The sequence below is a fragment of the Citrobacter sp. Cb023 genome, from assembly GCF_030336805.1.
Taxonomy (GTDB): Bacteria; Pseudomonadota; Gammaproteobacteria; order Enterobacterales; family Enterobacteriaceae; genus Citrobacter; species Citrobacter braakii.
In genome coordinates, this window is sequence record NZ_JAOWCV010000039.1 from 89,668 (window position 1) to 104,771 (window position 15,104).

General features: G+C 51.8%; 13 protein-coding genes. 2 read left to right on the forward strand and 11 right to left on the reverse strand.

What is annotated here, in order from left to right:
• Positions 1–3: 3 nt before the first annotated feature.
• A complete protein-coding gene (tap, locus tag OGW44_RS20115; RefSeq protein WP_185655095.1) occupies positions 4–1,605 on the reverse strand; it encodes a methyl-accepting chemotaxis protein IV in 1,602 nt (533 codons plus the stop codon).
• Positions 1,606–1,648: 43 nt separating this feature from the next.
• Positions 1,649–3,304, reverse strand: a complete 1,656-nt coding sequence (gene tar / locus OGW44_RS20120) for a methyl-accepting chemotaxis protein II (protein ID WP_046275660.1) — start codon at positions 3,302–3,304, stop codon at positions 1,649–1,651.
• Between the two features lie 406 nt (positions 3,305–3,710).
• On the opposite strand from tar, the gene OGW44_RS20125 reads away from it, so the two are divergent.
• Positions 3,711–4,970: a dicarboxylate/amino acid:cation symporter gene (locus tag OGW44_RS20125; RefSeq protein WP_016153439.1), complete on the forward strand. Its 1,260-nt coding sequence runs from the start codon at positions 3,711–3,713 to the stop codon at positions 4,968–4,970.
• Positions 4,971–5,045: 75 nt separating this feature from the next.
• On the opposite strand, the gene cheW is transcribed toward OGW44_RS20125, so the two are convergent.
• The 6 genes from cheW to flhD all read right to left on the reverse strand — a co-directional run bounded on the left by cheW (position 5,046) and on the right by flhD (position 10,501).
• Complete coding sequence (cheW, locus tag OGW44_RS20130; protein WP_003034638.1) at positions 5,046–5,549, reverse strand: chemotaxis protein CheW; 504 nt, start codon at positions 5,547–5,549, stop codon at positions 5,046–5,048.
• Between the two features lie 20 nt (positions 5,550–5,569).
• Positions 5,570–7,636, reverse strand: a complete 2,067-nt coding sequence (gene cheA, locus OGW44_RS20135; protein WP_049040537.1) for a chemotaxis protein CheA — start codon at positions 7,634–7,636, stop codon at positions 5,570–5,572.
• Between the two features lie 4 nt (positions 7,637–7,640).
• Entirely contained in the window at positions 7,641–8,570 is a 930-nt protein-coding gene (gene motB / locus OGW44_RS20140; RefSeq protein ID WP_016153441.1) for a flagellar motor protein MotB, read from the reverse strand.
• The gene (motA, locus tag OGW44_RS20145; protein ID WP_016153442.1) at positions 8,567–9,454 is read right to left on the reverse strand and encodes a flagellar motor stator protein MotA; all 888 of its coding nucleotides are present in this window, start codon (positions 9,452–9,454) and stop codon (positions 8,567–8,569) included. Before motA ends, motB begins: the two co-directional genes overlap by 4 nt.
• A 124-nt stretch (positions 9,455–9,578) precedes the next feature.
• Complete coding sequence (gene flhC, locus OGW44_RS20150; protein WP_085951062.1) at positions 9,579–10,163, reverse strand: flagellar transcriptional regulator FlhC; 585 nt, start codon at positions 10,161–10,163, stop codon at positions 9,579–9,581.
• Positions 10,160–10,501 (reverse strand): flagellar transcriptional regulator FlhD, encoded by a 342-nt coding sequence (gene flhD, locus OGW44_RS20155; protein WP_016153444.1) that lies wholly within the window; start codon positions 10,499–10,501, stop codon positions 10,160–10,162. Before flhD ends, flhC begins: the two co-directional genes overlap by 4 nt.
• Positions 10,502–11,293: 792 nt before the next feature.
• On the opposite strand from flhD, the gene uspC reads away from it, so the two are divergent.
• Entirely contained in the window at positions 11,294–11,722 is a 429-nt protein-coding gene (gene uspC, locus OGW44_RS20160; RefSeq protein WP_016153445.1) for a universal stress protein UspC, read from the forward strand.
• 17 nt (positions 11,723–11,739) lie between these two features.
• Here uspC and otsA read toward each other — a convergent pair whose 3' ends face one another.
• From otsA to araH, 3 genes are all read right to left on the reverse strand, one after another.
• On the reverse strand, positions 11,740–13,161 hold the full coding sequence (otsA, locus tag OGW44_RS20165; RefSeq protein WP_131346231.1) for an alpha,alpha-trehalose-phosphate synthase: 1,422 nt from the start codon (positions 13,159–13,161) through the stop codon (positions 11,740–11,742).
• The gene (otsB, locus tag OGW44_RS20170; RefSeq protein WP_080858826.1) at positions 13,136–13,939 is read right to left on the reverse strand and encodes a trehalose-phosphatase; all 804 of its coding nucleotides are present in this window, start codon (positions 13,937–13,939) and stop codon (positions 13,136–13,138) included. Before otsB ends, otsA begins: the two co-directional genes overlap by 26 nt.
• 175 nt (positions 13,940–14,114) lie before the next feature.
• Entirely contained in the window at positions 14,115–15,101 is a 987-nt protein-coding gene (gene araH, locus OGW44_RS20175; protein WP_016153448.1) for an L-arabinose ABC transporter permease AraH, read from the reverse strand.
• Positions 15,102–15,104 lie beyond the last annotated feature (3 nt).

Genomic DNA, 15,104 nt, shown 5'->3' on the forward strand with positions numbered 1-15,104 from the left:
CATTCAGGATACAACGGGCACAACCTGCGGTTGCGCCAACTCTTGTTTTGCTACGGTTAGCTCTTCAAGTTTAAAAAATGCGACACAGGCAGAAAGATTATCGGCCTGCATGGCAAGTTGTCCGGTGGCGGATGCGGCTTCTTCCACCAGCCCGGCGTTTTGCTGCGTCACGGAGTCCATCTGGCTGACGGCCTGCGCCACCTGCTCGATGCCTCTGCGCTGTTCATCAGACGCAGAGGCAATCTCGCCCATGATGTCGTTAACCCGAGTAACCGAGCTGACAATTTCCGTCATGGTGCGCGCTGCCATATCAACCAACTGCGAGCCCTGATGCACTCGGGTGACAGACTCCTCAATGAGCCCCTTAATTTCTTTCGCCGCCTGTGCGCTACGGCTTGCCAGATTGCGCACTTCGCCCGCAACCACGGCAAAACCACGCCCCTGCTCACCCGCGCGAGCGGCCTCAACCGCAGCATTCAGCGCAAGGATGTTGGTCTGAAAGGCAATGCTGTCAATCACGCCGATGATGTCGCCAATTTTCTGCGAGCTCGCGGAAATCTCATGCATGGTGCTGGCGACCCGGGACGTCTGTTCGCCGCCTTTATGCGCTGTATCTGCCGCACTTTTGGCAATTCCTGACGCCTGGCGCGCGTTATCCGCATTCTGTCCTACGGTTGCGGTCAGTTGTTCCATGCTGGCTGCCGTTTGCGCCAGCGCGGCCGCCTGCTGTTCAGTGCGCGAAGACAAATCGTTATTACCCATCGCGATTTCTGAAATACCGCTATGCATGGCTGAGCTGCCCTGGCGTACTTCGCTTACCGTTTCACGCAGTGCCTGCTGCATCTTCTTCAGACTGGCAAAAATGGCTGAGATCTCATTGCGCCCATAAACCGCTACCGGCCGGGCCAGATTACCCGCGGCAATGCTGTCGAAATGACTGCCCACGATCGCCAGCGGCTGGACAATCATCTTGCGCGACCAGTACAGCGCACCGCTGGTGAGCAGTGCCGCCAGTACCACCATGGTGGCGAAAATCACCCCCGACATATGGTAATTTCGCTGGCTCTGCTCTCCTGCCGTTTGCAACACTCGATCGATGTTGCTCTGCCACGCATTCACATTTGCATCAAAAGCATCCTGAGCAGCCTGCACCGGCGCGGTCAGAAAATCTGACAACTGATTGTTTTCAAGCCAGGTGGCCTGATGCGCGAGAGCGCTGTGCCATTGACTGAAACTTTTCTCCGTTGCGCCAAACAGCGCCTTCCCTTGTGCCGTTGTATCCGATGTCGCCATAAAGCGTTTAAACATCAATTCAGACTGCGCCAGGCTATCACGTGCGAGGGTCATCAGCGTGTTGATATCCTCTGGCGGATAGCTCAGGGCGGTCAGCGTCCCTGCCTTATTAAGGGCCGTACTGGCCTGTAATAACACAGCTCGGGTTTGGGCCAGCGCAGCGCGTTGCTGATTACTTCGTTCGACCTGATTCAGGTTCTGAAAACCGTCCCGAAATGCCCAGAAGGACAAGCCATTACTGCCAATCTGCAAAACACCGCAGAGGATTAAAATCAAAAACAGCGTGGTCGAAATTCGAATACGATTAAACATCAACGCTCCCATTGGGCGGCACTGGCCGCGGTTTAACTATCAGTCAAAATGTTTCCCAATTCGTATCTTGTTCATTGTTCTGGCGCGGATAGGATGCGGCCGCCGTTGCAGGTAATCGTGTATCGCGTGGCTTAGCCGACGCCGGACGTGACGCAAGGCGGAAAGTCGACACCGACTGCGTCAGGCGGCTGGCCTGTTCTTCAAGAGCAGCGGCAGCGGCAGCCGATTCCTGTACCAACGAGGCGTTCTGCTGCGTAACGCGATCCATCTCGGATACCGCGAGCGCCACCTGATCAATCCCCCGGCTTTGCTCGTCGGAGGCCGAGGCAATCTCGCCCATAATGTCGGTCACCCGCGTTACGGCATTTACGATGTCGTTCATCGTTTCGCCTGCGCTTTCTACCAATACGGACCCGGTATCCACTCGGGAAACCGAATCCTCAATCAACGCTTTGATCTCTTTCGCTGCCTGCGCACTGCGACTTGCCAGATTACGCACTTCGCCCGCAACCACGGCAAAGCCACGGCCTTGTTCACCGGCACGCGCCGCTTCAACCGCCGCGTTCAGTGCGAGAATGTTGGTCTGGAAAGCAATACCATCAATAACGCTGATGATGTCGGCGATTTTCTTCGAGCTATCGGCGATTTCGTGCATGGTGTTCACCACGCTATCAACCACTTTGCCGCCATGCTGTGCGGTATCGGAGGCGCTTTTCGCTAATTGCGAGGCCTGACGCGCGTTGTCCGCATTTTGCTTCACGGTTGCGGTCAACTGTTCCATGCTGGCTGCGGTCTCTTCCAGCGCAGAGGCCTGCTGTTCAGTACGAGATGAAAGGTCGGTGTTCCCGCTGGCAATTTCGCTGGTCCCGGAATAAATCGCATCAGAACCTTCACGCACCAGGGTGACGGTTTCCGTCAGCGAGCGCTGCATATGATCAACCGTACTGGCCAGCTCGCCGATTTCATTACGACCGCTGACGGCCAGGGTCGCGGTCAGGTTACCGCTGGCGATTTCCCGAATATGGGCAATGACGCGAGACAGAGGATTAAGCAGGGTATGGCGGATGCCGTACCACACCACCACCAGAATCAGCACCAGCACTACGGCCAGCACGCCAAGCTGCCATTGGGCGAAATGGTAATCCCGCGCACTTTTATCGAATGCCTGAGCGTAAAGCTTTTCGCTAACGCTGGCGTACTTGCCCAGCGCCTCACCGAGCGCGTTTTGCATTCCCTGAGTCGGTTGCGCGAAATAGGCATCCATATTGCCGTTCTCCAGAAACTGAACCAGTTCTGTTAAGGCCGCATGGTACTGCTGATATTTCTCCTCAACGTTGCCGCTGGCTTCTGCCATCTCGGGTAACGGTGTGATGTTTTTAAATTTTGCGTAATGTGTTTCGGCCTGCGCCAACGATGCTTTCGCATTCTTCAGCAGATCGTTTTTCGCGCTGCTTTGCTGGTTGGACGCGTCCATCATCATGCGTGCAGAAGAACGGCTTAAATTGATACGTGTTTGCAGCATCAGATCCCATGTTGAGGTGAGTTCACTTTGCTGCTGTCGAAGATCGTTAGAAATAACAAAACTTTGCTGATTCTGCTGCAATGAAGAAAACAACAGACCACCGGAAACAAGCTGTAGCAGTGCGAAAACCCCCAGCACCATCATCAGCATTGTGACAACGCGGATACGGTTAAACATAAGGCACCTTCCTGAAAACGAGTTATCAACGTTATCGGCAGTCGCTGAGATAACTTTACGTTTGCGAAAAGGAAATCCTGAAGGGACGTGAAGCCTCGCGGAAGGAGGGGAAAACGGGTGTACGGCAACCACAAATCATTCACATAAAAACGTCACAATTATCATGTGAATAACATTCAAATTTATCTGTGGGCGCGGTCATATTGGATGAAATAGTCATTATTTCGTGACCAGGATCACAAATACATATCCTCTGCACCACAACAAAATGGATAAAAAATTAAAAAAAGTTGTATCAGCTGGCGCTTTAATTCAATTTATATGATGAATACTTAGTTACCAATTAATAAATATAAAAAATGAGTAACCGAACAATAAATGTTAAATCCTTACTGAGGGCTTTTTAGTGGCAAATGCAAACAAACTCACGTTGTTTATCGTGATCTTCATGTTGGCGGGGATCCTGTCAGGGGCGGTGATCCACTCGTATGCCGCCCCCGGCGTAGTGACCGCCTGGGCCGATAATATTACGCTTCTCACCGACATCTTTTTGCGCCTGATTAAAATGGTGATCGCACCTTTAGTATTCAGCACCCTGACCGTCGGTATTATGCGCCTGGGGGAAACGTCTACCATCGGGCGCGTAGGCGGCAAAGCGATGATCTGGTTTATTAGCTCTTCCATACTGTCTATTCTGGTCGGTCTGTTTGTGGTTTCTCTTGAGCAACCCGGCAGCGGCCTGAACCTGGCGATCCCGCTGGAAGCCACTGATACCGGCCTGGCCGTGAGCGGCATGAGCCTGAAAGGTTTCCTGACTCACACCATCCCAACCAGCATAGCCGAGGCGATGGCCAACAATGAGATCCTGCAAATTGTGGTGTTCTCGATGTTCTTCGGTATTGGTGGCGCATCCCTTGGTGAGAAGTTCAATGCCCCGCTGGTTGCCGCGCTGGATGTGGTCTCCCACATTATGCTTAAGGTGACTGGCTACGTGATGTACGTTGCGCCGCTGGCCATTTTCGCCGCCATTTCCTCCGTTATCTCCACCCAGGGTCTGGGGATCCTGCTTAACTATGCATCGTTCATCGGCGGCTACTATGTGGCTATTTTGCTGACCTGCCTGGTTCTGCTGGCGGTCGGTTATGTCATGCTGAAAAAAGAGGTTTTTCGTCTGGTAAGCATGCTGAAAGATCCGGTTCTGGTCGCATTTACTACCAGCAGCTCGGAAGCCGCCTATCCAAAAACGCTGGAGCAATTAACCAAATTTGGTTGCTCGCCTAACATCGTGTCATTTGTATTGCCTATCGGTTATTCATTTAACCTGGTCGGCTCGATGGTTTACTGTTCATTTGCCTCGATGTTTATCGCGCAGGCCTATAACATTCACCTCTCCTTTGCAGAAATCACCGTCCTGATGCTGACGCTGATGCTGGCGTCAAAAGGGATTGCCGGCGTGCCGCGTTCTGCGCTGGTGGTGCTGGCAGCAACTATTCCGAGCTTTAATATTCCGGTTGCCGGGATTCTGTTACTGATGGGTATTGACCACTTCCTGGATATGGGACGTTCAGCAATCAACGTATTAGGTAACGGGATTGCAACGGCGATGCTGGCACAAGATGAAGGTTTACTGGAAGAAGAACCGGAGCTGGTTGAGCGGGAAGCGTAAGGGGAAATCTGCCGGATGTGCTACGCGTATCCGGCCTACAACAGCAATCATTGTAGGCCGGATATGATATAGCGGTTACGCGACGTGGCTGGCGGCAATATCCAGCAGCGCCATTTCTTCGCTATTGAGCAGCTTCTCAATGTTAACCAGGATCAGCATCCGGTCACCCAGAGCCCCCAGTCCCGTCAGGTATTCCGTCGACAGCGTTACGGCAAATTCCGGTGCCGGACGGATTTGATCCGTTGTCAGCGACAGCACATCCGAGACGCCATCGACCACAATCCCGACCACCCGCTGGCCCAGATTCAGCACAATCACCACGGTGTTTTCGTTGTAGTCCACATCGCTCTGGCTAAACTTCACGCGCAGGTCAACAATCGGCACAATCACACCGCGCAGATTGGTGACACCTTTGATAAACGCAGGCGTGTTAGCAATACGCGTCACCTGATCGTACCCACGGATTTCCTGCACTTTCAGGATATCGATACCGTACTCTTCATCCCCCAGCGTAAACACGAGGAATTCCTGACCTGACGGTTCGCCGGCCAGTTTAGTTACATTACTCATACCGGTCATATTATTCCCTTCTCACTCAATCAGGCGGCTGTGATCGCCACACGTTGTTCGCGGTTTAATCCCTGCAATGCAGAGACATCGACAATCAGCGCGACGCTGCCGTCGCCGAGGATCGTTGCTGCAGAAATACCTGGCACTTTGCGGTAGTTGCTTTCCAGGTTTTTGACGACCACCTGGTGTTGACCAATTAACTGATCGACCAGCAGCGCGTAGCGACGCCCTGCACTTTGCAAAATCACCACAATACCTTGAGTCGCTTCGGTTTTTGCGCCTTCAACCTCAAAGACTTTCCACAGCTCAACCAGCGGTAAATATTCGCCACGCACTTCCAGCACGCGCTCTCCTCCGGCCAGCGGATGGAGATCTTCTTCGCGCGGTTGCAGTGATTCCATAACGGCATTCAGCGGCAGAATAAAGACTTCGTCGGCCACGCGCACGGACATGCCGTCGAGGATCGCCAGCGTCAGCGGCAGCAGAATTCGGATAGTCGTCCCCTGTCCCTGTTTGGACTGGATCTCAACATGGCCCCCCATCTCCTGGATATTTCGCTTCACCACATCCATACCCACGCCGCGGCCAGAGACATCCGTCACCTGTTCAGCGGTCGAGAAGCCCGGGGCGAAGATCAGCATACCGACTTCGTCATCGCTCATGTTTTCGTGGATCGGCATCCCCTGGGAGATAGCTTTGGCGAGGATTCGTTCACGGTTCAGACCGGCGCCATCATCGGTGACTTCAATACAGATATTCCCGCCCTGGTGCTCCGCGGAAAGCGTCAGATTACCGATTGGGCTTTTCCCGGCTTCAAGGCGTTTTTCCGGCAGTTCAATACCGTGATCGAGGCTGTTACGCACCAGGTGCGTCAACGGATCGATGATGCGTTCAATCAGGCTCTTGTCGAGTTCGGTTGAGCTTCCCACCTGTGTCAGTTCGACCTGTTTACCCAGCTTACCGGCCAGGTCACGCACCAGACGCGGAAAACGACTGAACACATACTCCATGGGCATCATACGAATCGACATCACCGACTCTTGCAAGTCGCGGGCGTTACGTTGTAACTGCCCCATACTGGTGATGAGATCGCCATGATTGACGGGATCCAGTTCGTTAGAACGTTGTGCCAGCATAGACTGGGTGATGACCAACTCACCGACCAGGTTAATGAGCTGATCGACCTTCTCAACCGCTACGCGGATGCTGGTTGACTCGCTGGCACGGGCGGGTTTATCGCGTTCCGCGCGTCCGTTTGGCGCTTCGCTGGCGGCGGCTTTCGCCGCTGGCGCAACGGCAACCGGCTGCGGCTTCGCGACAACGGCTACCGTTTCTGCTTCAGCTTCAGCTTCAGCTTCAGCTTCAGTTTCAACGGCTGCGGGCGCTGCGCTGACGGTTTCGAATTCAATCTGATCAGCTTCAATCACAAAGCACAGCACCGCGATGATGTCATCTTCCGCGAGGTTGCCATCAAGCGTTGCTGACAACGTGTCGCTCCCTTTCACCACATCGGTTAAGGTCGCCAGGTTCCCCAGCTCCTCTTCCAGTAAATCCACTTCATTGGCTTTCAGGCGCGTGAGAATAATGCGTTTCTTGCTCTCTTCGCTTGCGGACTCAGGCTGTGCAACCGCCTCTTCCTGCATTGCAGCGCTGTCAACAACGCTCAGTTTTGCGGTGTTGACGACTGCCGGTGCGGTTTCACCTTTCGCTTCGAGCGCTAACTGTCGTAACGCATTACAAATGTACTCAAAGCTGGCGGCATCCGGCTCCTCTGAGTTTTTATAGGCGTCGAGCTGTTCCTGCATAATATCTTTCGTTTCCAAAAACAGGTTGATAATGTCGGCATTGAGCTGCATCTCGCCACGCCGCGCTTCATCCAGCAGGTTTTCCATCAGATGGGTCGTTTCCTGCAAAATGGTAAAGCCGAAGGTGCCCGCCCCGCCTTTTATCGAGTGCGCAGCACGAAAAATTGCATTCAGCTGTTCGGAATCAGGGGCTTCAGGAACCAAATCAAGCAGGTGTTGCTCCATGTCAGCCAACAGTTCGTCAGCTTCATCAAAAAATGTTTGATAAAAATCGCTTATATCCATGCTCACGCTATCACCTCGGATTGGCTGGTGGCGATGTGGGAACGCTTGCCGGCGGGAGTTCCGCTGGCTGTTGTAAGACACTTACCGGCTCATTCTGGCTTTCAGCGTTTTCATGCAAAATGGCCTCTTCCGCCTGCTTATTGAGAACCAGCAGGCTAATACGGCGGTTGATAGCGTCTTCAGGACCGCGATCGCTCAGACGCATCGTGGCGGCCATACCTACCACACGTAATACTTTTCCATCATCCAGACCGCCGCTAACCAGTTCGCGACGCGACGCGTTAGCGCGATCGGCGGACAACTCCCAGTTGCTATACCCTTTTTCACCATTGGCGTAAGGGTAATCATCCGTATGGCCGGAAAGGCTGATTCGATTAGGAATGCCGTTAAGCACTGGCGCTATGGCTCGCAGGATATCGCGCATATACGGTTCCACCTCAGCGCTACCGGTTTTAAACATCGGGCGATTCTGACTGTCGATAATCTGTATCCGCAGCCCTTCCTGAACTAAATCAATTTTCAAATGCGGGCGCAGCGCACGCAGTTTGGGGTCAGATTCAATCAACTGATCGAGATCGCCGCGAAGTTTGCTCAAGCGGCTTTGTTCCATGCGTTTTCTCAGATCATCGATATTCGGCTGCTTGTTCACCTCTCCCTGCTGCTGGGTGTAATCATCCCCGCCGCCTGGAATTGGACTTTGGCTATTCGAAATACGATTTCCCCCGGTTACCGCAGTAGCCAGCGGCGTACGGAAATATTCGGCAATCTGGATCAATTCTTTAGGGCTAGAGATGGAAATGAGCCACATCACCAGAAAGAAGGCCATCATCGCGGTCATAAAATCGGCGTAGGCGATTTTCCACGAACCATGCGCCCCACCACCGTGACCTTTATGCTTGCGTCGCTTTACAACGATAATGGGATGGGCCTGATTTTTCATGCGTCCTCGGTCGTCTGCTGCGCAGTTGGATTTCTCACCGCACGAACATGCTCTTCCAGTTCGATAAACGATGGACGTTCGCTGGAATACAGAGTCTTACGACCAAATTCGACGGCAATTGGCGGCGCGTAACCATTCAGATTGGAGAGCAGAGTTATCTTCACACACTGCATCATTTTGGTGGTTTCAGCGCTTTTCTGGCGCAGAACGCTGGCAAGCGGAGAAATAAATCCATAGGCCAGTAAAATACCGAGGAATGTCCCTACCATGGCATGTGCAATCAGCGAACCCAGTTCAGCCGCCGGACGATCGGCAGAAGCCAGCGCATGGACAACCCCCATGACCGCCGCCACGATCCCGAACGCCGGTAATGAATCCCCCACCATCGCCAGACTGTTGGCCGGGACTTCGGCCTCACTTTCGTGAGTCTCAATCTCTTCATCCATCAGCGCTTCAATTTCAAACGTGTTCATGTTGCCGCTGATGATCAGACGCAGATAATCGACAATGAAATCAAGCATCACGGCATCAGCAAGAATGCGCGGATAGCTGGCGAAAATTTCACTCTCTTTGGGGTTTTCGATATCGCGTTCAAGCGAGAACATGCCCTGCTGACGTGACTTGGCCATCAGGCGATACAACAGCGCCAGCAGATCCATATACATCGCTTTGGTGTATTTTGAACGACGAAAAAGCATCGGGATGGCTTTCATCGTCCCCTTAATGGCTTTCCCGTTATTGCCGACGATGAATGCCCCAATACCCGCGCCACCGATAATCACCAGCTCAGCCGGTTGATAGAGTGCCCCAAGGTGTCCGCCGGTCATCATGTAACCGCCGAAAACTGTACCAATAACAACCAGGTAACCTAATAAGATAAGCACGACATCATCCTTTCGCAATTGACTATGACAGGATGCGCAGTCGGGCAGTTAACTCGAGGTCAGGACAAAAAAAAGCAGCGGTAATCGCTTACCGCTGCTGGAGTGTTTGTCCACACCGTATCAGTTAAACAGCCTGTTCGATCTGTTCATCCAGCAGTTGTGGAATAATATCGGCAGCATTCTGGGAAAGTTTACGTCTTTTTACGGCGCGTGATGGCGGTTGGCATAAACTGCAGGCAAAGCTGCCTGCGGGTTGGTGAGCGTGGGTAATAAAATTCCCACCGCAGCAATTGCATCGGGACAACTCCAGCAATCCGCTGTCGACAAAACGCACCAACGTCCATGCGCGAGTTAACGCCAGCAGTGGCCCTTCTTCTGGCTGCGGGCACTGCTCAAGATATAAACGATACGCTTTGATCACGGCATCCACGCCGCTGCACAAACCAGTTTTGAGCAGGAATTGCCATGCGTTGCAAAACATCGAAGCATGAATGTTTTGTTCCCACGTCATAAACCAGTCGGTGGAGAAAGGCAGCATCCCTTTTGGCGGAGGGCTGCCGCGTAATTCTTTATACAGCTTGATAAGTCGGCCACGGCTTAATTGCGTTTCGCTTTCCAGCATTTGCAAACGGGCGCCCAATGTGATTAATTCCATCGCTAGCTGGATATCACGCGCTTCCTGAACAATGCTTTTTTCGCTCATCATCAAGCCCTTTTCTTGCGCGCTGCTTCATCGATGTCGCTTAACAGTCGCGTTGAAAGCATGATACCGGTATGAATTTGCTGAAGATCGTCAACGCGGGAGTCTTGCGTCAGGCGAGTAACGGTCTGGTGATCGTCGAAACGGAAATGACAGACCAGTTGGTTTGTTTCAGCCAGTTTGACCATTTGTGGAAGTGTTAATGTTGCCAACGTGTCCGCCATTTCTTCGCTGATACCAAGGCGAAACATCGCAGATGCTTTGTCCTGAACGATCAAACGCTGTGCAAGCAATAAATATGACAAATTGATGTCATAGATGTGTTTCAGCAACTCGGATGTATGCATTATTTGCATCCATAATAACCAACATTGTTTTCATGCGGTGAAACCGCACCCCGTGATGTCGCCGGGAAGGCCCGGTAAAAAAAAGCAAAAGGTCAAATACATAGCAGCGTGACGGCACTTACGCGTTGTCTAAACATTCCCTTTTCAGAAAGCCGCGCCCCTTACAAGCTCACATCAATTCTTACAAATGTCTAAGATTTTTCCTAATTCGACGCAACTCTACCCGCCGCCCGTTACACATACAACGTAGCTATGCAGCGAATTTGAAGAATATGTGACATAGATCACATAAACTAGCTAAACACTTAACATAAATCCATCAGCACAGCTTTTACTTTGCTTATTTTTTAACCTCAAATTCGCCATTTCAATTCCTGACATACGAATATTCTTGCAATAAAAGCGAATAGTATTTTGTTCACAAACGTTAATATCACCTTGTGAAATAGCGAGCTTGATCACATATTTAATCTAAAACACCATTTCAATTAAATCCTTTATAAACAATGACTTAAATATTAAGGGTGATTAATTAATACCGGGTAGTGATAACCCATTAAATGTTAACTTTTGTTAATTTTTAATTAACACATTGTTTTCATTAGCGGTGAGTTTTACTTAAGTAAGCTGAACGTATTTACAAGTTATATGGCGCAATTATTCTATTTATAAGAATAATTAATGAATAACCATGATGACATTCACACTATCCGGGAAGGAAACGTTGCAGTATGGAGTAAGCCGAGCAATGCTGAGAAACCCTCTCATAATTCTTGAAAAAAGGAGCGAGTTATGAGCTATACACACATTCTTGTGGCCGTTGCCGCCACCCCTGAAAGCCAGCAGTTGTTAGCCAAGGCGGTTTCAATCGCTCGCCCTGTCAACGCTCGTATTAGCCTGATAACCCTGGTCTCAGACCCTGAACTTTATAATCAGTTTGCAGCACCTATGCTGGAGGACCTGCGTGAAGTGATGCAAGAGGAGACTCAGGATTTTATCGACAAGCTCAGCAAAGAGGCACAGTACCCCATTGAGCATACCTTTATTACCTATGGGGCACTGAATGAACATATTCTGGATGTATGCCGTAAACACGCGGTCGATCTGGTCATTTATGGCAACCATAACCACAGCTTCTTTTCGCGCGCGTCCTGCTCAGCAAAAAGCGTGATCGGTGCCAGCCACGTGGATGTTCTGCTGGTTCCACTGGCTGGAGATTGACCTGCGTTTTCTGAGCGTTACGCCAGTTTAGTGCAGGGAGAAACGTTGTCTGGCAATGGCTGTTTACTCTGACGTGGGATGACTTTTTCCAGATCGCAAATGAACCTCGCCTGCCAGTTGTCGATATCGTTTTTAATGATAGTTTCGAGCATCTCAGCGTGGCGGGAGATACGCTCAGCAAGCGGCATCGTCAGAGCCTGGTTTAATGCGCCAGCCACTTCGTCGCGGTCATAAGGATTAACAATAAGCGCGGCAGTTAGCTCATTCGCGGCCCCGGCAAATTGCGATAACACCAGCACGCCGGGGTTGGCGGGATCCTGCGCGGCCACGAATTCTTTCGCAACCAGGTTCATACCATCTCGCAGCGGCGTCACCAGCCCTACATCAGAGTAGCGGAAGATTTTCATCAGCAATTTACGATCAAAGTACTGGTTCAGATAATAGAGCGGCGTCCAGCCCAACTGCCCATATTTACCGTTAATCCTCCCCGCTTCAGTCTCCAGTTGGTGCCGAATATCCTGGTAGGCCTGCACCTCTTCACGCGAAGTTGGCGCTATCTGGGTGTAGCGAATTTTACCGTGGTGCTGCGGATAGTGTTCCAGCAGAGCCTCATAGGCCTGAAAGCGCTCCGGCAAACCCTTAGAATAATCCAGACGCTCAACGGAGAAGATATTCTGCACATTTTTAAGTTCTGCTTTCAGTTGCGCCAGCTTCGGCGGCAAAGGTCCGGAAGCCTGGCGGGCGATCTCATCCGGCTCAATACCGATGGGATAGACCTGGGTACGAAACGCTTTTCCCCATGCGCGGTGGTGCTGCTCGCTCTGAGTGGTTACCTGAGTCTGGGCTGCCAGACAATCCAGAAAAGCCTGACGATCGTTCTCGGTCTGGAAACCGAGTAAATCAAAATCACACATCTGCTCAAGTAGCGTCTGATGTGGGGGTAAGGCATTAAAGATTTCCGGCGTCGGAAAAGGGATATGCAGGAAAAAACCGATACGGTTATTCACGCCGCGTTTACGCAGCTCGCTGGCAAACGGCAACAGATGGTAATCATGAACCCAGATTATGTCGTCATCGCTGAGCAGCGGCAGCAGTTTATCTACCAGCAAGGCATTCACCCGCTGATAGCCCTCCCATGCAGGACGCTGAAACTGCACCAAATCGAGGCGATAATGAAATGCAGGCCATAAAACCGCATTAGAAAACTGGCAGTAATACTCTTCGTAATCCTGTTCACTCAAATTAAACGAAGCCCAGGTAATATTGCCACGCGTGACTTTTTTTAATGGTTTGTCCTCATTACCCGTGTCGCCACTCCAGCCAAACCATAGGCCACCAGCAGCCTTCAACGCGCCAAGCACACCGACGGCAAGCCCACCTGCGCTCCCTTTGTCATCTGGTGAGGCGATACGATTAGATACTACGACTAAACGACTCATAGCCACCTCTTCTGTTATTCGTTGCTTTCGATTCTTGCTGCGAAGAGTTAATTTGTTCCAGCCAGTGCCAGACATCACTCACGCCATCCAGACGCCATGTCGCCTGCGTCGCTCCATTCCCCACCTTCACGGAAATGCCCCCTGCGCGATTAACCACGCCAAATCCTGTTTCGTCCGTCAGATCGTCACCAAAAAAAACGGGGATCCGTCCGGCAAAAGGTGCTTCCTGCATAAATGCGGCAATTGCGTCACCTTTGTTCGTACCCTTTGGTTTTATCTCCACAACGCATTTTCCGTGCTGTAAAGCCAACTGCGGCCATCTGTGCGTGATGCGCTCAGCCAGATTAATTAGCGCCGCTTCATGTTCCGGGGCCTGGCGATAGTGCAGTGCGAACGCCATCCCTTTTGCTTCAAGCGTTGTACCCGGCATCGTCGCCAAGGCGGTACTTAATAGCTCTCCTGCTTCGCGCTCTATTGCCGCAGCCAGGCGCACTATATGAGTTTGACCATTGATGTCACGGCGCTCTGCCCCATGCACTCCGGCGAGCGGAAAACGAAAGGGAGTGGTAAGCGCGTCAAGCTCGACCATCGAGCGCCCTGAAATCAATGCCAGCGCACCCGCATTATGCGTCGCCAACTGATGTAATAACTGCAGGATTGTCTGAGGGACAACGACCTGGTCTGGATAAGGTTTGATCTCAGCCAGTGTTCCATCGAGATCAAAAAAATAAGCACAGCTTGCAGATTGTTCAGGGGGTAAGATCAGTGATGCTGTCACCCGGTTATCCTCCTCATCATGGTCTGTACGCCGCGCGGATCGCGCCGTATATATGATGTATGACGGATATAAGTATAGACAGTGTGACCATGCTCGCCATTTGGAAAAACAATCGCCAGCCGGGTAGCGGCTGGCGATGAGCTAAAGCTAGACTAAAAAGTTGGGGTTAAAATCATCAAACAGTACGCTTCGCTTTTTGCTTGTAACGGTCGAAGATCACCGCCGCCAGCAGGATCAGACCACGTACGACATACTGTGCGAACGGAGAGATGTTCAGCAGGTTCATTGCATTCTCAACCGTTCCCAGAATCAACACTCCGGCTACCACATATGAGATTTTTCCGATGCCGCCTTTAAGCGAAACGCCCCCTAACACGCACGCGGAAATCACGATCAGCTCATAGCCGATTGAGGTCATTGGCTGGCCGCTGGTCATACGAGATGCGAGGATAATCCCGGCGATGGCGGATACCAGCCCGGACAGAATAAAGATAATAATTTTGGTACGAACGACCGGAACCCCAGCCAGACGTGCCGCCTCTTCATTCCCCCCAATGGCCAGCGTGTTACGACCAAACGTGGTTTTATTGAGCAGTAAGCCAAAAACGATGAAACAGACGACCGTGATCCAGATAGGTGCCGGCAGACCAAACCAGTTGGCGTAGCCGAGAGTGAAGAAGCGCTCGTCTTCAATCCCTACCGCCTTACCGTCGGAAATAATGTAGGCCAGACCACGCACAATCTGCATCGTCGCAAGGGTCGTGATCAGGGCGTTAATTTTCAGCCGCGCAATCACGAACCCATTCACCAGACCACATAGAATACCGAGCAGTAGCCCGGCAGCCACGCCAATCCACAGGCTTTCGGTCATATTAATGACCACGGCTGTAGTAACCCCGGCGCAGGCAATCACGGAGGCAACGGACAGGTCGAAGTCACCGGATGCCAGGCAAAACAGCATCCCACACGCGACCATACCCGACATCGATACCGCCAGCCCCAGCCCCTTCATGTTGATGAAAGTGGCAAAGTTAGGCACAAAGAGGGAACAAACCAGGAACAGCGCGGCGAACACGACCAGCATCCCGTATTGATCCCAAATACGACCAAGATTTAGCGCCGACTTTGCAGCACCTGAACCCGATGTTGAAACGGAAGACATCAT

What these genes read in the sequence shown, in the direction of transcription:
- tap (WP_185655095.1), bottom strand. Translation starts at nt 1,605, where the DNA reads ATGTTTAATCGTATTCGAATTTCGACCACGCTGTTTTTGATTTTAATC.
- tar (WP_046275660.1), bottom strand. Translation starts at nt 3,304, where the DNA reads ATGTTTAACCGTATCCGCGTTGTCACAATGCTGATGATGGTGCTGGGG.
- cheW (WP_003034638.1), bottom strand. Translation starts at nt 5,549, where the DNA reads ATGACCGGTATGAGTAATGTAACTAAACTGGCCGGCGAACCGTCAGGT.
- motB (WP_016153441.1), bottom strand. Translation starts at nt 8,570, where the DNA reads ATGAAAAATCAGGCCCATCCCATTATCGTTGTAAAGCGACGCAAGCAT.
- flhD (WP_016153444.1), bottom strand. Translation starts at nt 10,501, where the DNA reads ATGCATACATCCGAGTTGCTGAAACACATCTATGACATCAATTTGTCA.
- uspC (WP_016153445.1), top strand. Translation starts at nt 11,294, where the DNA reads ATGAGCTATACACACATTCTTGTGGCCGTTGCCGCCACCCCTGAAAGC.
- otsA (WP_131346231.1), bottom strand. Translation starts at nt 13,161, where the DNA reads ATGAGTCGTTTAGTCGTAGTATCTAATCGTATCGCCTCACCAGATGAC.
- araH (WP_016153448.1), bottom strand. Translation starts at nt 15,101, where the DNA reads ATGTCTTCCGTTTCAACATCGGGTTCAGGTGCTGCAAAGTCGGCGCTA.